Annotated in this window: 25 protein-coding genes; 19 read left to right on the plus strand and 6 right to left on the minus strand. The window is 48.6% G+C overall.

What is annotated here, in order from left to right:
* Positions 1-29 precede the first annotated feature (29 nt).
* From gluQRS to panB, 8 genes are all read left to right on the plus strand, one after another.
* Positions 30-977, plus strand: a complete 948-nt coding sequence (gene gluQRS, locus B2739_RS12990) for a tRNA glutamyl-Q(34) synthetase GluQRS (protein ID WP_331346270.1) — start codon at positions 30-32, stop codon at positions 975-977.
* A gap of 64 nt (positions 978-1,041) precedes the next feature.
* Positions 1,042-1,224 (plus strand): hypothetical protein, encoded by a 183-nt coding sequence (locus B2739_RS12995; protein ID WP_049631789.1) that lies wholly within the window; start codon positions 1,042-1,044, stop codon positions 1,222-1,224.
* 72 nt (positions 1,225-1,296) lie between these two features.
* Positions 1,297-4,266 carry an ATP-binding protein gene (locus tag B2739_RS13000; RefSeq protein WP_331346271.1) on the plus strand — a complete coding sequence of 990 codons (2,970 nt, stop codon included), beginning with the start codon at positions 1,297-1,299 and terminating at the stop codon, positions 4,264-4,266.
* Between the two features lie 131 nt (positions 4,267-4,397).
* On the plus strand, positions 4,398-5,807 hold the full coding sequence (locus B2739_RS13005; RefSeq protein ID WP_331346272.1) for a sigma-54 dependent transcriptional regulator: 1,410 nt from the start codon (positions 4,398-4,400) through the stop codon (positions 5,805-5,807).
* A gap of 831 nt (positions 5,808-6,638) precedes the next feature.
* A complete protein-coding gene (pcnB, locus tag B2739_RS13010) occupies positions 6,639-8,021 on the plus strand; it encodes a polynucleotide adenylyltransferase PcnB (RefSeq protein ID WP_331346273.1) in 1,383 nt (460 codons plus the stop codon).
* Positions 8,022-8,024: 3 nt separating this feature from the next.
* The gene (gene folK / locus B2739_RS13015) at positions 8,025-8,525 is read left to right on the plus strand and encodes a 2-amino-4-hydroxy-6-hydroxymethyldihydropteridine diphosphokinase (protein WP_331346274.1); all 501 of its coding nucleotides are present in this window, start codon (positions 8,025-8,027) and stop codon (positions 8,523-8,525) included.
* A gap of 19 nt (positions 8,526-8,544) precedes the next feature.
* The gene (locus B2739_RS13020) at positions 8,545-9,228 is read left to right on the plus strand and encodes a deoxynucleoside kinase (RefSeq protein WP_049631784.1); all 684 of its coding nucleotides are present in this window, start codon (positions 8,545-8,547) and stop codon (positions 9,226-9,228) included.
* A 38-nt stretch (positions 9,229-9,266) separates the two neighbouring features.
* Entirely contained in the window at positions 9,267-10,106 is an 840-nt protein-coding gene (gene panB, locus B2739_RS13025; protein ID WP_331346275.1) for a 3-methyl-2-oxobutanoate hydroxymethyltransferase, read from the plus strand.
* A gap of 154 nt (positions 10,107-10,260) precedes the next feature.
* Here panB and B2739_RS13030 read toward each other — a convergent pair whose 3' ends face one another.
* Positions 10,261-10,725 carry a nuclear transport factor 2 family protein gene (locus B2739_RS13030; protein ID WP_331346276.1) on the minus strand — a complete coding sequence of 155 codons (465 nt, stop codon included), beginning with the start codon at positions 10,723-10,725 and terminating at the stop codon, positions 10,261-10,263.
* Between the two features lie 433 nt (positions 10,726-11,158).
* Positions 11,159-11,497 carry a hypothetical protein gene (locus B2739_RS13035; protein WP_049631781.1) on the minus strand — a complete coding sequence of 113 codons (339 nt, stop codon included), beginning with the start codon at positions 11,495-11,497 and terminating at the stop codon, positions 11,159-11,161.
* Positions 11,498-11,634: 137 nt separating this feature from the next.
* Here B2739_RS13035 and B2739_RS13040 point away from each other — a divergent pair, with 137 nt between their 5' ends.
* Both B2739_RS13040 and B2739_RS13045 read left to right on the plus strand, forming a co-directional pair.
* A complete protein-coding gene (locus B2739_RS13040) occupies positions 11,635-12,249 on the plus strand; it encodes a LysE family translocator (protein ID WP_331346277.1) in 615 nt (204 codons plus the stop codon).
* 167 nt (positions 12,250-12,416) lie between these two features.
* The gene (locus B2739_RS13045) at positions 12,417-13,046 is read left to right on the plus strand and encodes an alpha/beta hydrolase (RefSeq protein ID WP_331346278.1); all 630 of its coding nucleotides are present in this window, start codon (positions 12,417-12,419) and stop codon (positions 13,044-13,046) included.
* 63 nt (positions 13,047-13,109) lie between these two features.
* Here the strand turns inward: B2739_RS13045 and gdhA are convergent, their stop codons facing one another.
* Positions 13,110-14,456, minus strand: a complete 1,347-nt coding sequence (gene gdhA / locus B2739_RS13050; RefSeq protein WP_331346279.1) for an NADP-specific glutamate dehydrogenase — start codon at positions 14,454-14,456, stop codon at positions 13,110-13,112.
* 341 nt (positions 14,457-14,797) lie between these two features.
* Here gdhA and B2739_RS13055 point away from each other — a divergent pair, with 341 nt between their 5' ends.
* Genes B2739_RS13055 through B2739_RS13070 form a run of 4 tightly spaced genes read left to right on the plus strand, consistent with a single transcriptional unit; the run spans position 14,798 to position 17,107 of the window.
* Positions 14,798-15,073 (plus strand): hypothetical protein, encoded by a 276-nt coding sequence (locus B2739_RS13055; RefSeq protein ID WP_331346280.1) that lies wholly within the window; start codon positions 14,798-14,800, stop codon positions 15,071-15,073.
* Positions 15,048-15,626: a transporter substrate-binding domain-containing protein gene (locus tag B2739_RS13060; protein ID WP_331346281.1), complete on the plus strand. Its 579-nt coding sequence runs from the start codon at positions 15,048-15,050 to the stop codon at positions 15,624-15,626. The genes B2739_RS13055 and B2739_RS13060 overlap by 26 nt, the downstream gene beginning before the upstream one ends.
* Positions 15,627-16,790 carry a histidine kinase dimerization/phospho-acceptor domain-containing protein gene (locus tag B2739_RS13065; protein ID WP_331346282.1) on the plus strand — a complete coding sequence of 388 codons (1,164 nt, stop codon included), beginning with the start codon at positions 15,627-15,629 and terminating at the stop codon, positions 16,788-16,790. It begins immediately after the preceding gene.
* A gap of 11 nt (positions 16,791-16,801) precedes the next feature.
* Positions 16,802-17,107, plus strand: a complete 306-nt coding sequence (locus B2739_RS13070) for an ATP-binding protein (RefSeq protein WP_331346283.1) — start codon at positions 16,802-16,804, stop codon at positions 17,105-17,107.
* Positions 17,108-17,187: 80 nt separating this feature from the next.
* Here the strand turns inward: B2739_RS13070 and ahpF are convergent, their stop codons facing one another.
* Positions 17,188-18,741 carry an alkyl hydroperoxide reductase subunit F gene (gene ahpF / locus B2739_RS13075; RefSeq protein ID WP_331346284.1) on the minus strand — a complete coding sequence of 518 codons (1,554 nt, stop codon included), beginning with the start codon at positions 18,739-18,741 and terminating at the stop codon, positions 17,188-17,190.
* A 148-nt stretch (positions 18,742-18,889) separates the two neighbouring features.
* Entirely contained in the window at positions 18,890-19,453 is a 564-nt protein-coding gene (gene ahpC / locus B2739_RS13080) for an alkyl hydroperoxide reductase subunit C (protein ID WP_331346285.1), read from the minus strand.
* Positions 19,454-20,063: 610 nt separating this feature from the next.
* Here ahpC and B2739_RS13085 point away from each other — a divergent pair.
* The 5 genes from B2739_RS13085 (at position 20,064) to B2739_RS13105 (ending at position 23,265) form a co-directional block, all read left to right on the plus strand.
* Positions 20,064-20,231 carry an Imm32 family immunity protein gene (locus tag B2739_RS13085; protein WP_331346286.1) on the plus strand — a complete coding sequence of 56 codons (168 nt, stop codon included), beginning with the start codon at positions 20,064-20,066 and terminating at the stop codon, positions 20,229-20,231.
* Positions 20,232-20,460: 229 nt separating this feature from the next.
* Positions 20,461-21,012, plus strand: coding sequence for a hypothetical protein (locus tag B2739_RS13090; protein ID WP_331346287.1), 552 nt, complete (start codon positions 20,461-20,463; stop codon positions 21,010-21,012).
* Between the two features lie 127 nt (positions 21,013-21,139).
* The gene (locus B2739_RS13095; protein ID WP_331346288.1) at positions 21,140-21,595 is read left to right on the plus strand and encodes a DMP19 family protein; all 456 of its coding nucleotides are present in this window, start codon (positions 21,140-21,142) and stop codon (positions 21,593-21,595) included.
* A 20-nt stretch (positions 21,596-21,615) separates the two neighbouring features.
* Positions 21,616-21,954, plus strand: coding sequence for a hypothetical protein (locus B2739_RS13100; protein WP_331346289.1), 339 nt, complete (start codon positions 21,616-21,618; stop codon positions 21,952-21,954).
* A gap of 597 nt (positions 21,955-22,551) precedes the next feature.
* Complete coding sequence (locus tag B2739_RS13105) at positions 22,552-23,265, plus strand: tRNA (adenine(22)-N(1))-methyltransferase (RefSeq protein ID WP_331346290.1); 714 nt, start codon at positions 22,552-22,554, stop codon at positions 23,263-23,265.
* 94 nt (positions 23,266-23,359) lie between these two features.
* Here the strand turns inward: B2739_RS13105 and B2739_RS13110 are convergent, their stop codons facing one another.
* Positions 23,360-24,433 carry a hypothetical protein gene (locus B2739_RS13110; RefSeq protein ID WP_331346291.1) on the minus strand — a complete coding sequence of 358 codons (1,074 nt, stop codon included), beginning with the start codon at positions 24,431-24,433 and terminating at the stop codon, positions 23,360-23,362.
* Positions 24,434-24,690 lie beyond the last annotated feature (257 nt).

Genomic DNA, 24,690 nt, shown 5'->3' on the forward strand with positions numbered 1-24,690 from the left:
CGAGGCGGGCAGCGCTCGCCTCTTTCATCATGTCAGCAATACCTCACACACCTACCTCCCCCCCATTACCCGGTTCTGATTGCTCAGGATATATCGGTCGTTTTGCACCCTCTCCCACCGGTCCGTTGCATTTTGGTTCGCTAGTTAGTGCGCTGGCCAGCTATCTGGATGCCAAAGCCAACAACGGTCAATGGTTAGTGCGCATGGAAGATCTCGATCCGCCGCGTGAACAACCTGGAGCAGCACGCAGCATATTGCAGAGCCTTGAAGACCACGGACTGCATTGGGATGGCGACGTTCTCTACCAAAGCCAGCGACATCAGGCTTATCAGGAATGTCTGGATAGATTGTTAGAGAAAAACTGGATCTACCCATGCACCTGCTCCCGTCAGGATTTGGCACGCATGGGGGGAATATACAACGGCCACTGTCGCACTCATCCGATAAGCCCCGGGCAAGCATGCTCGCTGCGGTTGAAACTCTATGATTTACCTGATCACCCCAGCAGCGACCTGATCAGGTTTGAAGATCTTATCCAAGGCATACAAATACAAAATCTGCGAACCCAGGCAGGTGACCAGATCCTGAAACGACGCGATGGCTTATTTGCCTACCCCTTGGCAGTGGTTGTCGATGATATTGCCCAAGGCATCACCCACATCATCCGCGGGAGCGACTTGCTGGAAGTCACCGGAAGACAGCTGTTTCTTTTTGAATTGCTAGGTGCGCCATTACCAAGGTTTGGCCATGTTCCGCTGGCAGTTCACGCCAATGGACAAAAGCTCAGCAAACAAAACCATGCAAAAGCTATTGAAGCCGGAGATGCCAGCAAGAACCTGTGGCGTGGACTGGCGTTTTTAGGGCAAAATCCCCCGGTTGATTTGGCGGCACTATCAACCACTGAGATACTGGCTTGGGCTGTACAGCACTGGCAACGCCACGCAATTTCCGGGCTTAGCCATTTATATACAGACTGAGATCAGCCAACTACATAGAACAATAACAACCCTCAACTCGCCGCACCAAAGGGGAATAAAGTTTATGAATAACCAACGTCTGGTGATATTGCTACTGTTGGTAGCCTACATTTTCTCGCCCAGCCTGTTCAATTGGATACTCAACCCCGAAGGCGCTTGGTACCGGCCGTTTATTGTCTGGATTGCGGTCATTGTTGTCGCTTTTGTGATGCAAGTGCGTCGCAAGAACTATCATGAGTTTGACTGATTACATCGCCCCGACACCGCCACCCCAATTATTTATTGGCTACTCCCACTAAAAGACCGATAAAAAAACAACATGACTTTTGATCTCAGCCAGGTAGCACTCATCGGTATCAGTTATTTACTGCTGCTATTTGGTATCGCTTACATAACCGAGCGGGGCTGGATTCCCGAGGCGGTCACATCGCACCCCATTACTTATATTTTGTCGCTGGGTATTTTTGCCAGCGCCTGGGCGTTTTACGGTGTAATCGACCTCGCCTTCCAATACGGTTACGGTGCGCTCGCCTATTATATTGGCACCGGAGCGCTCTTCCTGTTCGCCCCTGTCGCCCTGGCACCACTGGCAGAATTGGCACGGCGACACCAAGTGCACTCGCTCGCTGACTTACTGGTATTTCGTTACCACAGCCACAGCGTGGGCGCGTTGACTACCCTTTGCATGCTGTGCGGCATCCTGCCCCTGATGGCATTACAGATCCAGGCGATTGCCGACACCATGCACATCCTCACGGTAAGCGGTAATCCCTCCCTGCCTCTGGCGGGAACCGGACTCACCTTCAAAGACCTAATGGCGCTCTGTTACTGTTTTATTCTGGCGTTTTTCACGATTTCTTTCGGTGCCAATCGCGAGCAACACCGCGGGCTGATTACTGCCATGGCATTCGAATCCCTGATCAAAGTCTGCGCACTCTGTGCAGTCGGGCTGGTCGCTGTTTTTGGGGTATTTGATGGATTGGAAGGGCTGGATCAATGGCTGCTCGATCACCCTGAAAATCTGGCGCTGCTGCACACGCCTATCCACACCGATTCTGCCCACACCTTACTGTTGGTATTTGTCGCTACCGCCGTCACCATGCCGCACATTTTCCACTTGGGACTCGCTGAAAACCCTTTGATGCGCAACTCGCACACAGTGACCTGGGCATTCCCACTGTTTCTACTGTTAATGGCGCTGCCGATTTTTCCGATACTCTGGGCTGGCACTGAACTTTCGGTCCCATTGCCACCGCAATATTACACACTGGGTGTACCGATTCTGTTCGATTCACCCGGACTGACCCTGCTGGCATTTATCGGTGGACTTTCAGCCGCAACAGGGGCGATGGTGGTGATCTCGCTCGCGCTCTCCACCATGGTAATGAACCACTGGCTGCTGCCCAGCCTGAAATTACGCACCCGCATCGATCTCTACAGCCAGCTGATCTGGCTGCGCCGGATCCTGATTGCCGCTATTTTCTTCGGCGGTTACCTGCTGTATTGGATACTGGATAACCGCTTCAGCCTTGCCCATCTGGCGATGACAGCATTTATCGAAACCCTGCAATTCCTGCCCGGAACATTTGCGATTGTGTTTTGGAGTAAAGGCAACAAGCGCGGCATCATCGCTGGTTTGGCGGTTGGTACCAGTATCTGGGCGATCGGATTGTTACTGCCCATCCTGACCGGCATGGAATACATCCAGCTGCCGCTGCTGAACTGGACGATTCCGGTAGGGATCGAATACTGGAGCGAAGTGACGCTAATCTCACTCGGGCTTAACACCTTTTGCTTTGTGTTGATTTCACTGCTCACCCGCCAAACAGAAGATGAACAATACAGCGCCGATCTCTGCGCCGCTGATGAGCTCAGCCATCCGGTACGTCAGGCGCTGGATGTACATTCCGCTTCGGAATTCAAACACCGCCTGGCCAAGCCTCTCGGCAAGGTAACCGCCAGCCGCGAAGTTGATCTCGCCTTAAAAGAACTGAACCTGACAATTGACGAGCGCCGCCCCTATGCATTGCGCCGCCTGCGCGACCAAATTGAAGGTAACCTTTCCAGCCTGATGGGAATCCACGTCGCCAGCGAGATCATGGACAAACACATTCCCCATGTAACCGCTGAAACCCAAAGCACGGTGGACATCAACCTGATCGAAAACCGCCTCGCCCAGTACCGCGACCACCTGACCGGTATGGCAGCCGAACTCAACACACTTCGCCTGTATCACCGTAAAACACTGGAAGAACTGCCAATGGCGGTTTGTTCACTGGGGCGCGATATGGAAGTCCTGATGTGGAACCGCGCCATGGCACAACTCACCCAAACCCCGAGCGAGGATGTTACCGGCTCTTATTTGGAAGACATTCCCGAGCCCTGGTGCAGCCTGCTAATCGATTTCAGCCAAAGTAAAGAACCTCACTTTTACCGGCGCGAAATCGAACTGAATAATCGCCCTCACTGGATCAGTTTGCATAAAGCCAACATCGAAGGCCCTATTACCGCTGGCGTTTACGACCAGGTAATGTTGCTGGAAGACGTGACCGAAACCCAACTACTGGAGCAGGAACTGGTGCACTCGGAGCGGCTCGCTTCCGTCGGCCGACTTGCTGCCGGTGTTGCCCATGAAATCGGCAATCCGATTACCGGTATCGCCTGCCTCGCGCAAAATCTGAAATACGATTCCAGCGACCCGGCCGAAGTGCTGGAAACAGCCGAACAAATCCTTAGCCAGACCGACCGTGTCGGGCGTATCGTGCAGTCACTGGTGAGTTTCTCCCATGCCGGTCACGCCAGCAAAACCGAGTTCGAAGCTGTTTCTATTCGTGACTGCGCCAACGAAGCAATTCACTTGCTATCGCTGCAAAAAGAGAAAACCCAGGTGCTGTTCTGCAACGACATCCCCAAAACCGCCATAGTTGCGGGCGATGCGCAGCGCATAATTCAGGTTTTTATAAATCTTTTATCTAACGCGCGGGATGCCAGCCCGGAGCAAGGCCGTGTTATGCTTGAAAGTAACGAAGATGAGGATTCGGTAACAATTTATGTTACCGATGAGGGGCACGGCATCCCTCCTGAGTTAATCGAACGGATTCTTGAACCATTTTTTACCACCAAAGAACCGGGTGAAGGCACCGGCTTGGGCTTGGCAATGGTCTATAGCATTATCGAAGACCACAGCGGCCACATGGACATCATCAGCCCAGCCGATACCGCCAACAATCGCGGCGCCAAGTTCGTTATTACATTGCCGCGGCATCTTGATTCATTTATGGATGCGTAACCGACACCCACTGGGTGTAATAGTGAAAACCAGAGCAAAAACCAGAAACAGAAAGACAAAAAGATCCGCGACTGGCAGGTGCAAGCTGCCGGTTATCGACCAGCAACACTTAACGCAAGACCCGGATAGCTATGAGTAAGATTCTGATTGTTGAAGACGAAACCATCATCCGTAATGCCCTGCGCAAGCTGCTTGAGCGCAACCAGTACGAAGTCAGCGAGGCCCCCTCGGTTAAAGAGGCCACCTCCAAATTCCAACTGAAGGATTTTGACCTGATTATCAGCGATCTCCGTCTGCCCGGCGCGCCCGGCACGGATTTGATCAAGCTGGCAGGCGACACCCCCGTTCTTATTATGACGAGCTACGCCAGCCTGCGCTCGGCAGTAGATTCCATGCGCATGGGTGCAGTTGACTACATCGCCAAACCGTTTGATCACGATGAAATGGTGAATGCGGTAAAACGCGTGATCGGCAAAGCCAAGGCAGTCAGCAAAGCCGCCCCTGGTACTGTCGCCGCAAGCACAGCTATCGCCGGCATGATCGGCGCTAGCGATGTCATGCAAGATTTGTATAACCGCATCCATAAAGTAGCCCCCACCAATGCCACCGTGTTAATCCACGGTGAAACCGGCACAGGTAAAGAGTTGGTCGCCCGCGCACTGCACGAAGAAAGCAACCGTAATAACCACTTGATGATCTCTGTTAACTGCGCCGCCATTCCCGACACGCTGATCGAATCAGAACTCTTCGGTTACGAAAAAGGGGCATTTACCGGTGCGGCCAACAATCGCGAAGGCCTGGTTGCAGCAGCCGATGGCGGCACCTTGTTCCTCGACGAAATTGGCGAGTTGCCACTGGAAGCGCAAGCGCGCCTGTTGCGTGTACTGCAAGAGGGTGAGGTGCGCCCACTCGGCTCGGTTGAGTCACGCAAAGTCGATGTCCGCCTCGTAGCTGCAACCCACCGCGACTTGCGCAAGCTGTCCAAAGAAGGCAAGTTCCGCGAAGACCTCTACTTCCGTATCAACGTTGTGCAACTGGAGCTGCCGCCGCTGCGCGAGCGCGGGCGGGATATCATCAATATTGCCGAATCCCTGCTGCAGCGCTATTGCGCACAGTTTGGAAAACCCCAGCTCAAACTTTCCTCAGCGGCGATGGATGCCATCATGAGCTACAACTGGCCAGGCAACGTGCGCGAGCTGGAAAACGCCATGCAGCGCGCCGTTATCCTGTGTGAGGACAGCTCCGAAATTGGCGACCATCTGCTTTCTATCGATATGGACAACAATGATGATCTGGATGACAACACCGGTAGTTCTGTTTTGGAACCCGCACGCCTTGCCAACCGCTCCGCAGGTACAGCATCGGAAGATTTGTCGCTGGAAGATTATTTCCAACGTTTTGTGTTGGAACATCAGGACACCATGAGCGAAACAGAACTGGCACGCAAACTGGGTGTTAGCCGTAAGTGCCTATGGGAGCGCCGTCAACGTCTCGGCATTCCCCGGTCAAAATCCTCTGCTGCTGTCGGTAGCGCCAAATAATATTTATCAGCGTTTCTCGTATAAAAATCCCCGATTAGCCTTCCAGCAATCGGGGATTTTTTATTTTCAGTGACATTTTTCTACATTAACGCGCCAATTTTGTTGTAAAGAACGCCAAATCGTTACCCCCATCCACGAGAGTGTTACCGCACAAATACTGTTACCGTAATCGTCATACGTAACAAATAAGCGATAAATATGTAACTGTTCGAAATAACAAAAAAGAATAAGAGACGACACAAAAAACCTAACTAATTGTTTTAATTGAACATTTCAAATATGGCACAACTACTGCTTTTAGAGCGCCATAACAAAAACAAACAATAAGAATTAAATGTGAAAATCTAATAACAACAAGAAACAATAAAAAACTGAAGAAACTTAAAAATAACAACAATAGACAATAAGAAACTGAAAAAACGAATAACAACAAGAAACAATAAGAAACTGAAAAGATAGATAATAACAACAAGAAATAATAACAATAGAATGCATATAACAATAACGAAAACAATAACTTAGATTGACCTACGCTAGAAGACAAAAGCAATAAGACAGTAAAATAAAGCGGACAACTGACTAGGCACGGGATGGGATAGCACGCGAGATTGGATGTTTGCCACGGAGGCGACCCATTAAGATGCCAGAATGCAGCACCTTGGTGCTACCCTCCAGCGGGAAGGCGAAAGCTTTCCCGTTTTGCTTTTCAGGGAACCAAAAACTGATCGCTGATACCAATTCCACGCAGGGCTGTCTGTCGAAAAAAACCCCGATCTTCTGCTAAACTCGCCGCTTCCTTGCAACTGACTGCCCAAACACCAGCGAGACAACATGCTCAAACGCTTGCTTAACCTCTTTACGTCAAAAGATTCCAGCAAAGTATCAGGTGCCACTCCCAATGGCGCGATTTCAATTCCGCGCGACCAACACAATATTTCCCGCAAAAATATCAGTCAGGCAGCGATCCGAATTATTAAGCAGTTGGAAGATTCCGGTTTTTCTGCCTATCTGGTGGGTGGAGGTGTGCGCGACCTGCTGCTCGGCAATCACCCCAAAGATTTCGATGTCGCCACCAATGCCCGCCCCGAGGAAGTAAAACGCCTGTTCCGTAGCGCGCGCATTGTTGGCCGCCGCTTCCAAATCGTGCACGTCCGTATGGGACGTGAAGTGATTGAGGTCACCACCTTTCGCGGACATCACGAAGATACATCCCAACATGCCTCACGCAGCGAAGACGGCATGCTGTTACGCGATAATGTCTATGGCACATTGGAAACCGATGCCATGCGTCGCGACTTCACCGTCAACGCGCTCTACTACACCCTGAAAGACTTCTCGGTGATCGACTACTGCAAAGGCATGGACGATCTTAAAAACCGTACCCTGCGCATGATTGGCGATCCGGCAACCCGCTACAAAGAAGACCCGGTACGTATGCTGAGGGCGCTTCGTTTCGCCGCCAAACTGGGTTTTAAAATTGAGCCAAAAACTGCCAAACCTATCCGCGAACTAGGCAGTTTGTTGCTGAACGTGTCTGATGCGCGCCTGTTTGAGGAAGTACTCAAGCTGTTTTTGGGGGGATCTGCGACCGCCACATTTAATTTGATGCGGGAATATGACCTTCTGGTACACCTGTTCCCCGGTACTGATATAGCGCTCAAAGCAGGTGATACCCTCGGAGCCAACCTGATTGAACAGTGCATGATCAATACCGACAAGCGTATCCGCGCCGAGAAAACGGTTACGCCTGCATTTATTTATGCCGCACTCTTGTGGCCTGCACTGCAGCATCAATTCCATCTGCTTTCCGGAAAGATGACGCCAACACAGGCCTGGACACAAGCCGCAACCAACACCATCAACTTGCAGCTGACGCGCACCGCCATCCCGAAACGCTTCCTGATACCCATGCGCGAGATTTGGGATCTGCAGCAGCGCCTGCCAAGCCGTTTGGGAATGCGCGCACTGCGCACACTGGATCACCCTCGTTTCCGTGCAGCCTATGATTTTCTATTGATGCGGGAAGCCGCTGGCGAAGCGCTGGATGGATTGGGCGTATGGTGGACCAATTACCAAACCGCCACCGAAGATGAACGCGAACAAATGGTGAAAGAGGTTGCACGGCAATCCAAAACCGGCGGCGCTGCAAAGCCGCGCCGCCGCCGTTCACCGCGTAAACCAAGGGGCGATGCAGCTCCCGGTGGGAACGAATAACCCATGGCGCTGGCCTACATCGGTCTGGGAAGCAATCTGGAAGATCCACTGGCGCAGGTAACGCGCGCATTTGATGAGCTGGCAGCACTGGAGCACACCGCTTTGGTTGCACGCTCACCTGTTTATTCAAGCCTGCCAATAGGCCCCGAGCAGCCGGACTACATCAACGCAGTGGCACTGCTGGATACCCAACTGAAACCTCTGGCGCTGCTGGATGCCCTACAATCGATAGAGCAAGCGCATCAACGGGTTCGCATCCAGCACTGGGGGCCGCGCACCCTGGATTTGGACATCCTGCTTTACGACAACCAGATCATTCAACACCCGCGCCTGACGGTACCTCATCCTTATCTCACCCAACGCGGTTTTGTACTTTATCCTTTGGCAGATATTAGCCCGAATTTACAACTGCCGGATGGCCAAACGTTACAGGCACTGCTGCACCAATGTCCGTTTGAAGGCTTGGTGCAATTGCCGGACAACTGTTTGCCGAACCATCGCTAACCGGCCGCAAGGAGTTATCGTGGACGCTGTATTTGAAGAATTGGGTCTCGACCTTACCAACACCAGACTGCCGCGCTATATCGCGGTAGAAGGCTGTATCGGCGTGGGCAAAACAACCCTCGCGCGCAACATTGCCAGTCTGTTTAATTACGACATGCTGCTGGAGCAACCGGAGGAAAATCCTTTTTTGGAACGTTTTTATCGCGATCCAAAATCCACCGCGCTGCCGACACAATTATTCTTTTTATTCCAGCGCGCAAACCAACTGCAAAATTTACGTCAGGACGATATTTTTGAACCCGTGCGTGTAGCCGATTTTTTGATAGAAAAAGATCAACTGTTTGCCAAGGTGACACTCGACGACGACGAGCTGAATATATATCGCCAGGTGTACGACAAACTCGTCATCAACGCACCGCGCCCTGATCTGGTAATTTATTTACAGGCGCCACTGGATGTATTGCTTGAACGCATTCGCCAACGTGGCATTAGTGCTGAGCAATACATCAGCGCCGATTATTTAAAAGCACTCAACGATACCTACACCGAATTTTTTCATTTTTATGATGGCGCACCGCTGTTGATCGTCAACGCCAAGGACTTAAACCTGGCGAAAAATCGCGATCATTTCAAACAGCTGGTGGAATATATCCTCACCATCAAGAGCGGCCGTCACTACTACAATCCGGTGCCAGCACTTTAATCGTTAATCCTGAATGAATATTGAGAGCGAGCCTAGCCATGCCTTACGGAACGATCAATAGCACCCCTACAGCGAACACGGCTCTGACTAAAAATGTCACCATCAACACACTGCATAAATTAAAAAGCAGTGGCGAAAAATTTGTAGTGATCTCATTGTACGACGCACACATGGCGGCAATGGCACAGCGCTGTGGCGTAGAAGTGGTATTGATTGGCGATTCGCTCGGGATGACCGTGCTCGGCTACGACAGCACTATTCCCGTCACCATGGAACAGATGATTTACCATGTGGAAGCCGTCGCGCGCGGCAATAAAAAATCGCTGATTATTGGCGACCTGCCGTTCATGACCTACGCAACACCTGAAGATGCCATGCGCAACTGCATGCGCATTATGCAAGCTGGTGCGCAGATGGTGAAACTCGAAGGCGGAGCCTGGCTTGCCGACACCGTGCGCATGCTTTCCGAACGCGGTGTACCTGTGTGCGCACATTTGGGTTTAACGCCGCAATCCGTCAATAAATTTGGGGGATTCCGTGTGCAAGGCCGCGATCAGGAAGGTGCTGACAAAATTCTCAGCGATGCGAAATTACTGGCAGATGCAGGCGCTGACTTATTAGTTTTGGAATGTGTACCCGCCGCACTGGCAGCGCAAATCACGCGTGAAATTCCCATTCCGACAATTGGAATTGGTGCCGGGCGCGATGTGGATGCGCAAGTGCTAGTGATTAATGACATTCTCGGATTGACCGAGCAGCCCCCCAAGTTTTCCAAAAACTTTTTACTCGAAGCTAACGACATTCCCGGCGCGATGCAAAAATATGTCGCTGATGTAAAAGCCGGTATTTTTCCTGGTGACGATAATATTTTTAACTAATGCTTCACCAAACGTGCAACAAAGCAGTACTGCTCCCGAATAAACACTTGTTAGCCGTTCTGCCGCCTTCTGAAAACCTATACCGAATCCATCTCTGCATTTAAAAATGAGAGATGGATTATAGGTTCGCATTTACTGATGTCTCTACCAGTCTTTATTTATCCTCTTCACTCGACCACACCTTCATAGTCTGTACGGCCAATAATTTGCAATCACCTTTTTGCTCTACGTAAGTACGCATAAATTGATAACGATAAGTGCGCAAGGTTTTACCATCTGGATTTAATTTATCGACACTGCTCAACCCTTGCAGTACAACCGTATTGCCTAGCCGATGCGAACTGACATCATGCGAGCGGCGCGCATGGGCTTTTTGTTCCGGTTTTTGTACGCGTGCGATCAGTTGATCTTTATTTTCTTTCATACTGGCGAGGTTATGCACCCAATAAAACTCTGGTGCCAGCAATTTATCCAACCATGTCACATCGCCAACTTGCAAAGCGTGCTCGTATTGCAAATCCAGCTGCACAATATTTTCTGTATCAAGACAACTGGCTGCCCCTGCCGTAGTAGCCAGAAAAACACTCAAATATGCCGCCATAACAACACACTTTTTCATTGCTCACTCACCATAAAAATCACCTGAAGCTCGCCAAAACATCTTATATAAAGCGAGCCATAAAACAGATCATAAAACTGGCCATTAAAATAGAATGGCAAAAAAGGGATATAAAAAAAGCCGACATCACAAGATGCCGGCCAAGACCATACTAGATTACAAATAAAGGGGAGTTCCAAACTGGGCTAAAAAAACCCATCGGTAAGGTACTGCCTCCCTAAATCGATAAGCCAAGCAAACTGTTACCTGAACATATACCTGACTACCATCAGGCACCCTTGGACTTACAGGAAGAAACCGTTACCGGTAGCTTTAGTATTGTTCAGTTTTCAGGCGTTGCCAGTTTTTTTATCGCGTTAGTTAAATTATTTGGCGATAACCCCACACGCCTGATTAAGAATGGCTATAAAAACGTTAATTCCCTCTTAACCTTTTACGAACCATTGCGTCCCATCAACACCATCGATTCATTGATCAAATGTTCCAAACGCACGGCGGTGGTTGAACGCAAAGCGAAATCGTCGACCAGTTTGCGCAAACGGCTAAGCTTGGGGCGCACTGCACGGAATTCTTCTGTTACTGGTTCGTAATCAAGATCGTGATCCTGCACACTCAGCTTGCCCAATTCGGATAACTCAGCATGCAGGGCGCTGATTAAATCAAAGAAAAAATCTTTGCGATCCAGACTGTTGGCCTCCCAATAGGCCTGACTTAAACCTGCCAGCAAGTCTTCAAGAATTTTGATCGCACAGGAGATACTGTTGTTCGGCATAAAACACCTTTTTCAATTCAATAGTTGGTTCTAATAGTGAATGACTGGAGTATAGAAGACTTTATCCAGCTTGCCGGATGAGCCTGTTAAACTCCGCGCCTGCACCATGCGGTAACAACATCATCGTGGACCCTATTATGCCCGCCGAACAACTCTGGCTTTTCATCACCATCACCCTGGTTTTATCGGCCAGCCCCGGCCCCGTTATGCTCGCCTGTATGATCGATGCCGGGCGTTATGGCATAGGCAAATCGGTTTACACCATGCTCGGTGCCAGCGCAGGCAATTTGGTGTTGATGCTGCTCTCGGCGCTGGGATTGGGGTTATTGGTCGAAGAGGCCGAAGCGGTATTCCATACCATTAAATGGATCGGCGCTGCCTACCTGGTATATTTGGGAATCCAGCTGCTGCGGGCACCACCGCTGAGCCCCGATCTGCACGCACGCAATGTGCGCAGCCATCACTTATCTGGCAAAGCTTTTATGGTTGCCGTCACCAACCCCAAAGGCCTGGTTTATTTCGGCGCGCTCTTTCCACAATTTATCGACATCAATAAATCCATGCCGCCGCAATTTGCCTTACTCACCATCATTTTTTTATTGATGGATCTGGTTTGGATGACGATCTACGCCGTGGGTGGGCATAGCATCATGCGCTGGCTGAAATCCCCCGCACATCAACACTGGTTTAACTGGATATCCGGTGGTGCATTGATACTCGCAGGCGGCGCATTGGCATTTACCAAGCTCTGATTTGATTAGTCATTGGTTGCGGCAATCCATCGCTGCCATTCATTTAGGAATAAGCAAAGAAAAAAGTATTCTTTTTAAAAAAAATCACCTGCCATTAAGCTGCGCTCATTCAACGATGGATCCAACCACGGAATTCATAAACCCAATTCCTCCAGAGGAGCAGCACCGTGAGCCCCCAGCAAAAAACCATTTTTTCAGGTAAGCCGCTAAGGTTGCCGCATCAACTGGAAAAATTTTCTGTGATCATTGTGCCGGGCTTGCGCAACAGCGATGAACATCACTGGCAAAGCCTGTGGCAAGCACAAGTGCCACACAGCAAACGCATCCAGTTGGATAATTGGGAAACGCCGGATCTGGACAAATGGAAAGCCGCCATCCGCACTGAAGTAAACAACAGCGATAAACCCGCCATAATCATTGCACACAGCTTCGGCACACTGGCCAGCGCCAGTATCGCAGCAGAAAACCCGGCGCAAATTGCCGCACTCTTTTTAGTGGCACCAGCGGACCCGGATAAATTTCAGTTGGCGCAACACTTGCCCCAGCAGCCATTGAATGTGCCGGGCAAAATCATCGCCAGCAGCAATGATCCCTGGCTCAGCGAAAGTAAAGCCGCTTACTGGGCACTGGTATGGGGAACTGATTTTTTACGCTTGAAAAATGTGGGGCACATCAACAGTGAATCACATTTAGGTGTGTGGCAAGAGGGGGCAGATGAATTGCAAAGTTTGTTACGCAAAGGCTTGGCAAGCGCGCAGCAACATGAGTTTGCGCACAAAAAAAATCGCGCTGCGTAACAAAACACCGCGCGATTTTTAACTGGTGATAAAAATTACATTACACCAATTCGATCACACCTATTAGATCACACCAAAGGCGACCATCGCCTCTGCAACACGACGGAAGCCCGCAATGTTTGCACCAACAACATAGTTGCCCGGCTGACCGTACTCTTTGGCCGTTTCAAAACAATCGCGGTGAATGTTGCACATGATTTTGTGCAGACGCTCTTCGGTGTATTCAAATGACCATGCATCGCGGCTGGCGTTTTGTTGCATTTCCAGCGCAGAGGTTGCTACACCACCGGCGTTAGCCGCTTTGCCCGGCGCATAGGAAACACCTGCAGTTTGCAGCACTTTAATACCGCCAGGAGTCACTGGCATGTTAGCGCCTTCACTCAGGGCAATCAGGCCATTGGCAACCAATACTTTGGCAGAGGCCTCATCCAATTCGTTCTGAGTGGCGCATGGGAAGGCGAGCTGGCAAGGAATATCCCACACATTGCCGTTTTCGATGTACTCGGCTTGTGAGCGTGACTTCACGTATTCGCTCAAACGCTGACGCCTCACTTCTTTGATTTCTTTCAGCAGGTCAAGGTCGACGCCATCGCGGTCGTACACAACACCGTTGGAATCAGAACAGGCAACTACTTTGGCGCCGAGCTGATGCAACTTTTCAATCGCATAAATCGCTACGTTACCGGAACCGGATACCACGCAGGTTTTACCTTCGATGGAGTCACCGCGCGCTTTCAGCATTTCTTCCGCGAAGAACACTGCGCCGTAACCGGTTGCTTCGCGGCGCACCAGTGCACCACCCCAGCTTGGGCTCTTACCGGTCAATACGCCAGATTCGTAGCGGTTGGTGATGCGCTTGTACTGGCCAAACAAATAGCCAATCTCGCGGCCACCTACGCCAATATCGCCGGCAGGTACGTCGGTGAACTCGCCTATGTGACGATAGAGTTCGGTCATAAAGCTCTGACAGAAGCGCATCACTTCGCTGTCGGATTTGCCCTTGGGGTCAAAATCCGAACCACCTTTGGCACCACCGATAGGCATGCCAGACAGTGCGTTTTTAAAGGTTTGCTCAAAGCCCAAGAATTTGATGGTGCCCAGCGATACCGATGGGTGGAAGCGCAGGCCGCCCTTGTAAGGGCCCATCGCACTGTTGAAACCCACGCGGAAACCGCGGTTAATTTGCACCTCACCTTGGTCATCCTGCCAAGGTACACGGAAAATAATTTGGCGCTCTGGCTCGCAGATACGCTCAATAATTTTGTGTTCAGCGTACTCAGGGTGCTTTTGCAGTACCGGGCCGAGGGTTTCAACCACCTCTTTTACGGCTTGATGAAATTCAAGCTCGCCTTGGTTGCGGCGCACCACTTGCTGAAAAATCTGCTCCAAACGTGTATTCACATCACTCATCGAATTTATCCTGATCTGAATTTAATGCACCAGCTCGATGCAAAGGGGGGCGACAATTTCCACCATAGACCATCGATAGTCAACAAAAAAGACCCAAAACAGTGCAAAAACAGCAATTATTCAAGCGCAACTTTGATTTTTAGCATAGTAATAGTGCCGCTCACGACGAGTATGAAAAGTGTCTATACTTTTCAGTAACCCCCACCGCCCGCCTGCTGTAGCCTGCCGCTGGGGCGCGCTGCCCTCTTGTCTTTACACACGAGCCTCTCTATGCAACACCTGCTTTTAAACTATCTTGCAGGGAATGCTTGCCGCTACGGAACCGTTACCCTCGCGCGCTCATGCTGCTGGCTTTGCCAGCACGTGCAGCGGAAGAGGTCGTTTATTCCTGGGCGGAATCACGCGCGCAAGACGAGCGAGGGCACTACCCTGTTGCGCTACTGACATTGGCGCTGCAAAAAGCGGGCGGAACTTATGACCCCCGCCCTGCCAAACATGATTTAACCCAGGACCGCACACTGCGCCATGTAGAATTACAGCGCGAACTGGATATTACCTGGACCCTCACCACCCCCCGAACGCGAAGCCCGTTTGCTGCCAATCCGCATTCCCATTGACCGCGGTTTACTTGGCTGGCGCTTGCTACTCATTAACAAATCCGATGTGAAATTTTTTGCGGGGATTAACAGTGCCCAGCAGATCAAACAACTGCTCGCAGGCCAGGAACAGGATTGGCCGGATTATAAAATCCTGCTCCACAATAATTTCAAAGTAACGCCCACTACCAATTACGAAGGGCTGTTCCTCATGCTCAAGCGCGGGCGCATTCGCTATTTCCCGCGCGCAGCGACAGAAATCCTTCCGGAAATACATGCACACCCACAACTGCCCATGGCAATAGCGCCACGCTGGGCATTGTATTACCCGGCACCGGTCTATTTTTTCGTGAACAAGCAGCGCCCGGAATTAGCTGCTGCCATTGAAAAGGGCCTTCTGATAGCGATTGCCGATGGCAGCATGCAAACCTTATTTAATCAGCACTTTTCCGAACACATCACCCAATTGGATTTGCAACACCGCGAGCTGATCCTCTTGGATAACCCATTACTCTCCGCAGATACTCCGCTGGATAATGCTGCGCTTTGGTATTCCCCTGCACGAGGTTTTTAAATGCCGCTCCATTGGTTCAACCGGAACGACACATCATCACAAGTACAACAGCAGCATCGCTTGGGGTTTCGCATTGTGTTTGTCGTGCTCGCCAGTACACTTTTGTTTGCCAGTTTGATTTCCGCCGTACTGATTTATCGCGCGTATCAAGCTACTGTCACCGATGCAAAAGCGCAGACCCTTGTCATCGAAAAAAATTATCTGCCATTACTGGGCGCTGCACTCTGGTCAGTGGATGAGCCGCGCATTGATGCACTACTCAACAGTATTGCGCATATGCCACATATCGGCAGGGTAACCCTGGAAGATGATATAGGCACAATATGGGAGCGAAACTCGCCTACCCAAAACACAACACTCGCACGCACAAAATTTCCTATTTATTACGACGATAATGGCGAAACATTTTTACTCGGTGTCTTGCATGCCGAAACAGTCAACACACACATTATTGCAAACCTGCAGAGTACCGCTCAGCGCATCGCGCTCTCCACACTTGGCACCCTGCTGATCTGCGCAGTATTTATTTTATTGATCATCCATTTCCGGATTAGTCGTCACTTGGAAAAAATGGCGCGCTACGCCAAAGCACTGGATTTAACAACACTCGATACACCGCTAGTACTGGACCGCGCGCGCAACCATAAACCGGATGAACTGGATCTTGTTTCAGAAGCCATTAACCACATGCGCATCCGCATCCGTGACGATGTGGAAAAACGCAATAAACTATTGCAGGAACTAACCCGCCATCGCGAGCAACTTGAATTATTAGTAGATGAGCGCACCAAAGATTTGCGCCAACAAACCCATTTACTGGATACCTATGCCCACACTGTGGCGCACGATTTAAAACAACCGCTCACCAATATGGTCGCCAGCACTACGCTACTCAATGCCGAAAACCTACCGCTACCCGACGACAAGAAAAAAACCCTGCTGGGAGGAATGCAACGCTCTGCGCAAAAAATGCAGGCGATTATTGAATCATTGTTGTTATTAGCCAGTGTGCGCCAAGCCGATAAAATCCAGCGCAAGCCATTAGATATTGGCCAGATCGCACATGAAGCCTGCAACCGCTGCAACCTTTGGCAGACAAACACCACGCCAACATCCAATTCAAAGAAAGCTGGCCAACCGCACTCGGTCATGAACAATGGGTAGAAGAAGTATGGGTGAACTATTTATCCAACGCGATCAAATACGGCGGCCCATCACCGCTGATTGTGATGGGAGCTGACATTACCAAAGAGGGAAAAGTGAAATGCTGGGTCAAGGATTTTGGAGCCGGACTAACCAACGAACAGCAATCTGAATTATTCGATTTATTTGTACGCTTTGATAAAAAATCTACCGACGGGCACGGCCTCGGCCTCTCGATCGTTAAACGCATTGCCCACGCACTGGACGGCGAAGCCGGTTACGAACGATCCGACGATGGCGGCAGCGTATTTTGGTTTAGTCTGCCAATTGCAAAATAATTGTTATTGCTATAAAAAAATGCGCGACATAATGTCGCGCGCATTCATGCTCCTTCAAATCAACATCAACTCATATATTATCAAGCCGGTGTGCTGGTACGGATCAAGTGATCGAACGCACCGAGCGATGCTGTTGCACCAGCACCCATTGCGATAATAATTTGTTTGTAAGGAACGTTTGTACAGTCACCTGCCGCAAACACACCCGGTACAGAAGTTTCACCGCGCGCATTAATTTCAATTTCACCGCGATTAGTTAATTGCACCGTACCTTTAAGAAAATCGGTATTGGGCAATAAACCGATTTGCACAAAAATACCTTCCAGTTCTACTGTCGCTATTTCATCGGTATTGCGGCTTTTGTATTTCAGTGCCGTTACTTTTTCACCGTTGCCGATCACTTCCGTCGTCAGCGCCTCGGTGATCACGGTTACGTTGGGCAAGCTGAATAATTTGCGTTGCAATACTGCATCGGCGCGCAATTTGGAATCGAATTCAACCAAAGTGACATGCGCAACAATACCGGCCAAGTCAATCGCTGCTTCTACACCGGAGTTGCCGCCACCGATTACCGCAACGCGCTTACCTTTAAATAAAGGACCATCGCAGTGTGGGCAGTAGGCAACGCCTTTGCCGCGATATTCTTTTTCACCGGGCACATTCATTTCTCTCCAGCGCGCACCGGTCGCAAGAATAATGCTTTTACTTTTTAAACTTGCGCCGCTCGCGAGTTTTACTTCCACCAGATCGCCAGGAATAATTTCTACCGCTTTTTGCAGATTCATGACATCAACATCGTATTCTTTAACATGCTGCTCCAAAGCCATCGCCAATTTCGGGCCTTCGGTTTCTTTTACCGAAATAAAGTTTTCAATCGATACGGTATCCAATACTTGTCCACCAAAACGTTCAGCGACAACGCCAGTGCGAATACCTTTGCGCGCAGAATAAATTGCCGCCGCTGCACCGGCGGGGCCGCCGCCGATCACTAGCACATCAAATGGGTCTTTTTCGCTCAATGCTTTTGCATCGCGCTCGGCAGCGCCGGTATCGATTTTGGCGATGATTTCTTCCAGTGTCATACGGCCTTGACCGAAATGTTCGCCGTTCAGATACACACTGGGCACAGCCATCACCTGACGTTTTTCCACTTCACTTTGGAAGAGTGCGCCATCGATCATAGTGGCTGAAAAATTCGGATTAATCGCTGCCAATAAATTTACTGCTTGCACTACATCCGGGCAGTTGTGGCAGGAGAGCGAAACGAACACTTCAAAATGAAATTGGCCGTCAATCGCTTTAATTTGTTCGATGGTTTTTGCATCCACTTTTGGTGGATGGCCGCCGGTTTGCAATAAGGCTAATACCAGCGAGGTGAATTCGTGCCCCATCGGAATTCCCGCAAAATGAATGCGCGGAAGCTCATTTTGAGTTGCTACTCCAAATGAAGGGCGATAGTTTGAATTACCTTGATCGCTCACGCTCACCTTATCGGAAAGCGTAGAAATTTCTTGCAGAAGACTAAACATCTCCTGACTTTTTGCGCTGTCATCCAGACTTGCTACCAGTTGGATGGGGCGTTGCAGTTTTTCCAAATAGGCTTTGAGTTGGCCTTTGATTGCGGCATCTAACATGGTGCTCTCCGTAAAAATTTTTAATCTCCCCCAGCCCCTCTTTTTCAAAGAGGGGAGCCTGAACAATGTGGATGTTTGAGCTCCTCCCTTTGAGAAAGGGAGACTGGGAGGGATTGACTAGCGGTTGCTTGAGCTTTGTAACAAACGATTAGATCTTGCCAACCAAATCCAGAGATGGAGCCAGTGTCGCTTCACCTTCTTTCCACTTGGCTGGGCACACTTCACCTGGATGCGCAGCAACGTATTGCGCGGCTTTCACTTTGCGCAACAGTTCAGATGCATCGCGGCCAATACCGCCAGCGTTGACTTCGATGATTTGGATTTTGCCTTGTGGGTCGATCACAAACGTACCGCGATCTGCCAAACCAGCTTCTTCAATCATCACACCGAAGTTGCGGGTGATAGTGCCGGTTGGGTCGCCGATCATCGGGTATTGGATTTTGCCGATGGTTTCAGAACTGTCGTGCCAGGCTTTGTGGGTGAAATGGGTATCGGTCGATACCGAATAAATTTCTACGCCCATTTTTTGGAATTCAGCGTAGTTATCAGCCAAGTCGCCCAATTCAGTGGGGCACACAAAGGTGAAGTCCGCTGGGTAAAAAAACACTACAGACCACTTACCTTTAAGGTCAGCGTCAGTCACTGGAACGAATTTACCTTGATGGTAAGCCTGAGCGCTAAAAGGTTTGATTTCTGAATTGATAGTTGCCATGAGTCACACTCCTAAGTCTATGCGGGCTACGCCCTTGGGGTCTGTATGGGCTAAGCCCGTGGGTTAATTGCGTTACGGGACTCAGAGTAAGGGCTCAGACGGCAACCGGCCAATTGAGTATGGCCATACAGGCGATATGCAAAATTTATCGATAGATAAAAATAGATTCATATTAACTATCATCGTAAGCACCAAAAAAGCCGCATCCCACCCTTGGGGTTGCGGCTTTTGGATTGCAGACTCACTACCGGAATGGCAAGGGAGCGTGTCAGTGCTATGCGCTGTGTCAGGCGGTGTAATTTGAATTGGTATGGAATGTTGCTATGGTCTTCAACTGTTTTTCTACCCGCTGGCTCATGGCACCAACTGGCAGATGGAGAGCACACGTAGGTTGGCGGTGAGCTTGCGAACCCCAACGAATTTTAAAGGCGGAAATGTTCCGCCTTTCGCTCCCTTATCAGAAAAGGATGGCACGACTGAAAGCCAGTAATGGCGAGGTCTTGAAAGATATGTTATGAAATATTCTTTAAAAATTTACACGGAAAAATTCCGGTTCAAAATGCGGAAATTTTCCATCTAATTACATTGTTATGACCAAATTGAGTACAAAATGCTTACTGTAGAAAAAGACATAAAAGGCGAGCAAATTTATATTCATGGTTCTCCTGAGAAGTTGCGCTGGCTTGCTGCAAAGTTAGAATCCATAGCGAACTATGCAGAACTTCACGGGAATTCCCATGATCATTTCATGACTTCTGTGTGGGGCGGAATGAACTAAGCAGTGAGCTTAAAGGAAAAGCTGAGTCTCACTCGCTTATTAACCACTTAATAATTTACGGCTGGCAAGAAAAAGGTCAGTCATAACAAATCGTGCCAGGTTCGCCCGCTTCGCGGGCTGGACGGTTTGTAAGTCGGCTCTTTGTGGTTTTGCTACGCAAAAGTAATCCACAAAGTTCCAACTTACAAACCGCCCCTGCACTTAGCGTTAGGAACTGGGGAATCGAGAAATGAGTGACGAAGGAAAAGAAATAACTCCAGAACAGATCTTTAAAAAAAAGGTTTGGCGGCAATCTATTTCAATTAGTGAAAGCATGGAAAAATTCACCACATGGACAATTACCGGTTGTGCAGCCTTGGTAGGTTTAACAATTAGTAATCTCGGGTCTATTAACTCTGTAATATCACTTTCATCGCTAAAGTATTCCATATTCTTTTTTGTGGCGTCATTGGTATTCGGGGTCATTAGTAAAATGTGTGGCATGGCATTGCTATCAGCCATTAATCTAGTTAACGACATCGAATCTCAATTATCATCTCCCGCAGGGAAAGGCTTAATGGATTCAATGCAAATAACATCAAAGCAACTAGCTGAGGAATTAGCAGAACCATTTTGGTGGTCTCTATCAACACTGATGCAAAAATCCGGCAATGCGGGTATTAAAGACTATTTAACAGCTGACAAGCGATTGGTAAATTTATTTTGCGTGCAGTTATATACAAATCTCGCACACATTTTATTTGCAGCATTTGCAATAATTGCAATAATTATTTGTGCGTAGTACGCATGCCTACAAGCAATCAAGCGGATGACCTTTAAGTTGTACTTTTGCCATTCCGCTAAGCTCCATTTTATGGAAAAAGTACAACTTAAATTCCACCGCTTATCGCGGCGACATAAGAGAAAGCATGAAAAAATACTGGCCATTTAGTGACACAACACACGAAGAGATTTCTTTCTATGAAGGTGAATCTAAATTTCTATCTGATTACGAAAATTGTATAGAGAAAGAGCGTAATTTATTTTGTGCGTGGTGGTGTCAAGCAGAAGTTTTAAATGGAGGACTAGAGCAATTCTTTTTTAATGACACTGGAGTTCTAGCACCTGAAGCAGTGCAAGCTTTTTATGCTTTAAACGCACCAGAGCTGGCGCAAAGCTTAGAAAAAGCAATGTCGATTTTTGGTTCAAAATATCCACGCAATAGAGAACTAAGACACAGTATTCTTGCATCTGTGCTGGCCTCCCATGCTGATCCTGAGCAATTATTCGGTTCACTTGATGAAGAGTTTTGTAATCTTCTTTATGAAGAAAATGGCGGGTTAGAGCACTTGGCAATTGAATACTGCAAAGAAAAAAGCTTATAACAAATCGCAGTTTTGTGGTTTTGCTGCGCAAAAGTATTCCACAAAGTCACAACTTACAAACTGTCCCTGCGCTCAGCGTAATGCAAAATGGAGAAGTAGCCTTGGTAACTTATGTAGGAACGGCCAGGATATGGATAATTGTTTGCTTTCTAATAGCCTATATGTTTTTGGCAATTAATCTTGTCATGATGCTTATGGAGAGAAAATTATTTCAGCTTGGCGCAGCTAAAGCAGTGGAGGAAATATCTAGTATGCTTAGCAAATCCAAAAACCCTAAAGAATACGTTCTGGCAAGGCTATACTTTTTTGGTTCGCTTTTCATGCTGCTAAGTGGAGTGGTTTTGCTGCCTTATCTATAGGCATAACAAGCGTAGCAATTCGAAATTGAATAATTTGTTGAATTTTTCTATGGAAACTTTTCTTATCTTCGTTTGGTTTGCTTCGTCCGGCTTGGCTTATCTATATTATTTTTCAAAAGTTGCCGAGCTCAATGAAGAGCTTAAAAAAACTACTATAAGCCAATCCTCATGGCTCTCGGAATTTAAATATCTTAATCTGCTATTATTAGTAAATAATCAATCGTTCGTATTTCGCTTACTAAAAGAAAACATAGAATCTATAAAGCAAGAAAATTTACGAAATTTAGCTAAACAATGTAAATCTAGTTACTGTTTAGCTTTTGGGCTATTCGTTCTATCATTTTTACTACTCGCGCTAAAGTTTTATTTTGAAAAATAGTTAAGTTGCAGTTAGTCAAATTCATAAAAATGGCATAACAAGCGACTGCGGTTAAAATTAGAAAAGCACGGCATCAAAAATAGCTCTGATCGCTAGCAGAGCATCCCGCCATCAGTTTCCACTTTTATCACGTAGGTTGGACAGCAATGCCCAACAAATCTATTCAATAACCAAAAATGTTGGGCATGACTGCCCAACCTACAGTAAGAGCCAACTAATTGAAACTCAGTAAAAGACTTCAACAAATCGAATCCATGGTGAGTTCACAATACGATCATATTTGGGATTGTTGTTGTGACCATGGTTTATTGGGGGCAGAGTTGGTGGCCAGAAAGGCTGCGCCTTATGTGCATTTTGTGGATCTTGTACCTGAGCTTATGGATCAGCTGGAAAATAAACTGCAGCGCTATTTTCCAATTGATGAAGAAGCAAATTTTCACTCTCTTTCCTATTCGAAATGGCAAGTGCATTGTATGGATTTATGTCAGTTGCAATTGCAGGAGTTTAAGGGAAAGCATTTAGTCATTATTGCGGGTGTGGGCGGTGATTTAATGAGTGCGATGGTTAAGGCAATTGCACAAAACAATGCTGCTGCCGACATAGATTTTCTCTTGTGCCCTGTGCACCACCAATACACGTTAAGGCAACAATTAATTGCGCTCGATCTTGGTTTGAAAGCTGAAAGCTTGATGATTGAAAACCGTCGCTATTATGAAATCATCCTGGCATCTCCCCTTAAAAATAAGGGCGTTTCAATTATAAGTCCCGTCGGCCATTCAATTTGGCAATGCCACAATCAGGATGAATTTAATCTTGCGTCTGGCTACCTGAACAAAACGCTCGCACATTACCAGCGAAAACAACTAAAGAGCGGTGCCGAGGTACAGCCAACTATAGATGCTTATAGTGCAGTCACTCTCCAATATTCTTAACATAAAAATTTTTATTTGCTCGATTAAATTTGAAAACGAAAAAGCAATCGCACTACGCGATTGCCTTTTTTATTTCGTACATTAAATGTGTAAATTACTTGCGCCAGATTCCGGTGTACACAGAACCGCAATACCACCAACCGTGCAGGTAGAAACCTTGGCTGGATAAAGTCGCTTGCTTGCTGTTGAAGGTAGTCAGGTTCATGCCGTGGTAGGCAACCCATGCACCTTGCGATGGAACCCAGCCAGTGTTGTAAATCTGGCCGCTGTCGGTGCAGGCGTAGGTATTTGGCATTTCGCCTGAATCAGCAAAGTGGTTGAACCAGGATTGCATACGCGCAGCGGGAATGTTGTTCACTGTCCAGTTACCTACGGAATGCGGTGCCCACACCATGACCTCGCCGGTTGGTAATGCATTGCCACTCAACAGATTCCACGTCGCATTGACCGATGCAGTTTGATTGGCAAAAGATGTGGTTTGGCCGTGGTCGAATTTCAACTTCACTGCGCTACCGCCCGGCGTTTGTACATGCACATGCAGGTGCGGGCCGGATGAATTTCCTACGTTACCCACGTTACCCAAAAATTGGCCTTTGGTTATACGCGCACCGCCGCTCACTGCGCCGTCGGCATTCAGTACATAACCCGGCTTGGCGGTTGAACTGTAGGTTGCCGTCTTGGGGCAGAGGTTACTTGGAATGGTGCCCGGTTGTGCGTGCGCATAGAGGGCGTAGTTGCCGTCATCTTGCAGCACATACAAATAGTTACCGGCGTAAGAGATATAACCGTCGGTGACTTTGCTGTGATTGGAACCAGGGGTGTTTTCCGGTGCGTTGCGCCAGCAATTTACGACGACACCATCATCCATTGCGCGAATTTTTGCACCGTAGATTATGTAGCTGGAGTTGAGATTGGTAGCGGATGAATCCGTCTTTAGCTGCGACCATTTACCGCTGCCAATATGGCGACGGGCAACTATATCCAACGCATGAGCCTGCGAGCCGCCAGACCAATGGGTATTGGTGGTGTAGCGATAGTTGAGGTTGATGTCATCAGCGCGCAGCGGGAAATCCCCTGCTGTAGCAGCGATAGAGACCAGTGCTGCAGAAACGGCAATGAATGAACGGGCAATAGCGAGTGAACGAGTAAAACCATGATGTGCTTTCATTTTAAATTTCCTTTTAAATAAAACTGAATGAATGTTTTGTCACGCAGAGCCAGCATATCCAGAACCATCGAATACGGCTGTGAAATATTCACCAAGCAATGCGGTAAAACGTCCTTTGCACAGATGGCGCTTGTTTATCTGCCCCTAAACTGTTGAATTGTGTGGCCGCAGTCAGACGATAATTTTTTTAATCCTGTTTGCGCTGGTAAATACCACTACACCGCCTAAGCTTAAAGAGCGTTACCGATAGTGATAAA

The organism is Cellvibrio sp. UBA7661, from assembly GCA_002483365.1.
In the GTDB taxonomy this organism is placed as follows: Bacteria; Pseudomonadota; Gammaproteobacteria; order Pseudomonadales; family Cellvibrionaceae; genus Cellvibrio.

Excerpts from the sequence above, each read along its gene's own strand:
- gluQRS (WP_331346270.1), top strand. The coding sequence starts at position 30 with ATGTCAGCAATACCTCACACACCTACCTCCCCCCCATTACCCGGTTCT.
- B2739_RS12995 (WP_049631789.1), top strand. The coding sequence starts at position 1,042 with ATGAATAACCAACGTCTGGTGATATTGCTACTGTTGGTAGCCTACATT.
- B2739_RS13000 (WP_331346271.1), top strand. The coding sequence starts at position 1,297 with ATGACTTTTGATCTCAGCCAGGTAGCACTCATCGGTATCAGTTATTTA.
- B2739_RS13005 (WP_331346272.1), top strand. The coding sequence starts at position 4,398 with ATGAGTAAGATTCTGATTGTTGAAGACGAAACCATCATCCGTAATGCC.
- pcnB (WP_331346273.1), top strand. The coding sequence starts at position 6,639 with ATGCTCAAACGCTTGCTTAACCTCTTTACGTCAAAAGATTCCAGCAAA.
- folK (WP_331346274.1), top strand. The coding sequence starts at position 8,025 with ATGGCGCTGGCCTACATCGGTCTGGGAAGCAATCTGGAAGATCCACTG.
- panB (WP_331346275.1), top strand. The coding sequence starts at position 9,267 with ATGCCTTACGGAACGATCAATAGCACCCCTACAGCGAACACGGCTCTG.
- B2739_RS13030 (WP_331346276.1), bottom strand. The coding sequence starts at position 10,725 with ATGAAAAAGTGTGTTGTTATGGCGGCATATTTGAGTGTTTTTCTGGCT.
- B2739_RS13035 (WP_049631781.1), bottom strand. The coding sequence starts at position 11,497 with ATGCCGAACAACAGTATCTCCTGTGCGATCAAAATTCTTGAAGACTTG.
- B2739_RS13040 (WP_331346277.1), top strand. The coding sequence starts at position 11,635 with ATGCCCGCCGAACAACTCTGGCTTTTCATCACCATCACCCTGGTTTTA.
- gdhA (WP_331346279.1), bottom strand. The coding sequence starts at position 14,456 with ATGAGTGATGTGAATACACGTTTGGAGCAGATTTTTCAGCAAGTGGTG.
- B2739_RS13055 (WP_331346280.1), top strand. The coding sequence starts at position 14,798 with ATGCTGCTGGCTTTGCCAGCACGTGCAGCGGAAGAGGTCGTTTATTCC.
- B2739_RS13065 (WP_331346282.1), top strand. The coding sequence starts at position 15,627 with ATGCCGCTCCATTGGTTCAACCGGAACGACACATCATCACAAGTACAA.
- ahpF (WP_331346284.1), bottom strand. The coding sequence starts at position 18,741 with ATGTTAGATGCCGCAATCAAAGGCCAACTCAAAGCCTATTTGGAAAAA.
- ahpC (WP_331346285.1), bottom strand. The coding sequence starts at position 19,453 with ATGGCAACTATCAATTCAGAAATCAAACCTTTTAGCGCTCAGGCTTAC.
- B2739_RS13085 (WP_331346286.1), top strand. The coding sequence starts at position 20,064 with ATGCTTACTGTAGAAAAAGACATAAAAGGCGAGCAAATTTATATTCAT.
- B2739_RS13090 (WP_331346287.1), top strand. The coding sequence starts at position 20,461 with ATGAGTGACGAAGGAAAAGAAATAACTCCAGAACAGATCTTTAAAAAA.
- B2739_RS13095 (WP_331346288.1), top strand. The coding sequence starts at position 21,140 with ATGAAAAAATACTGGCCATTTAGTGACACAACACACGAAGAGATTTCT.
- B2739_RS13110 (WP_331346291.1), bottom strand. The coding sequence starts at position 24,433 with ATGAAAGCACATCATGGTTTTACTCGTTCACTCGCTATTGCCCGTTCA.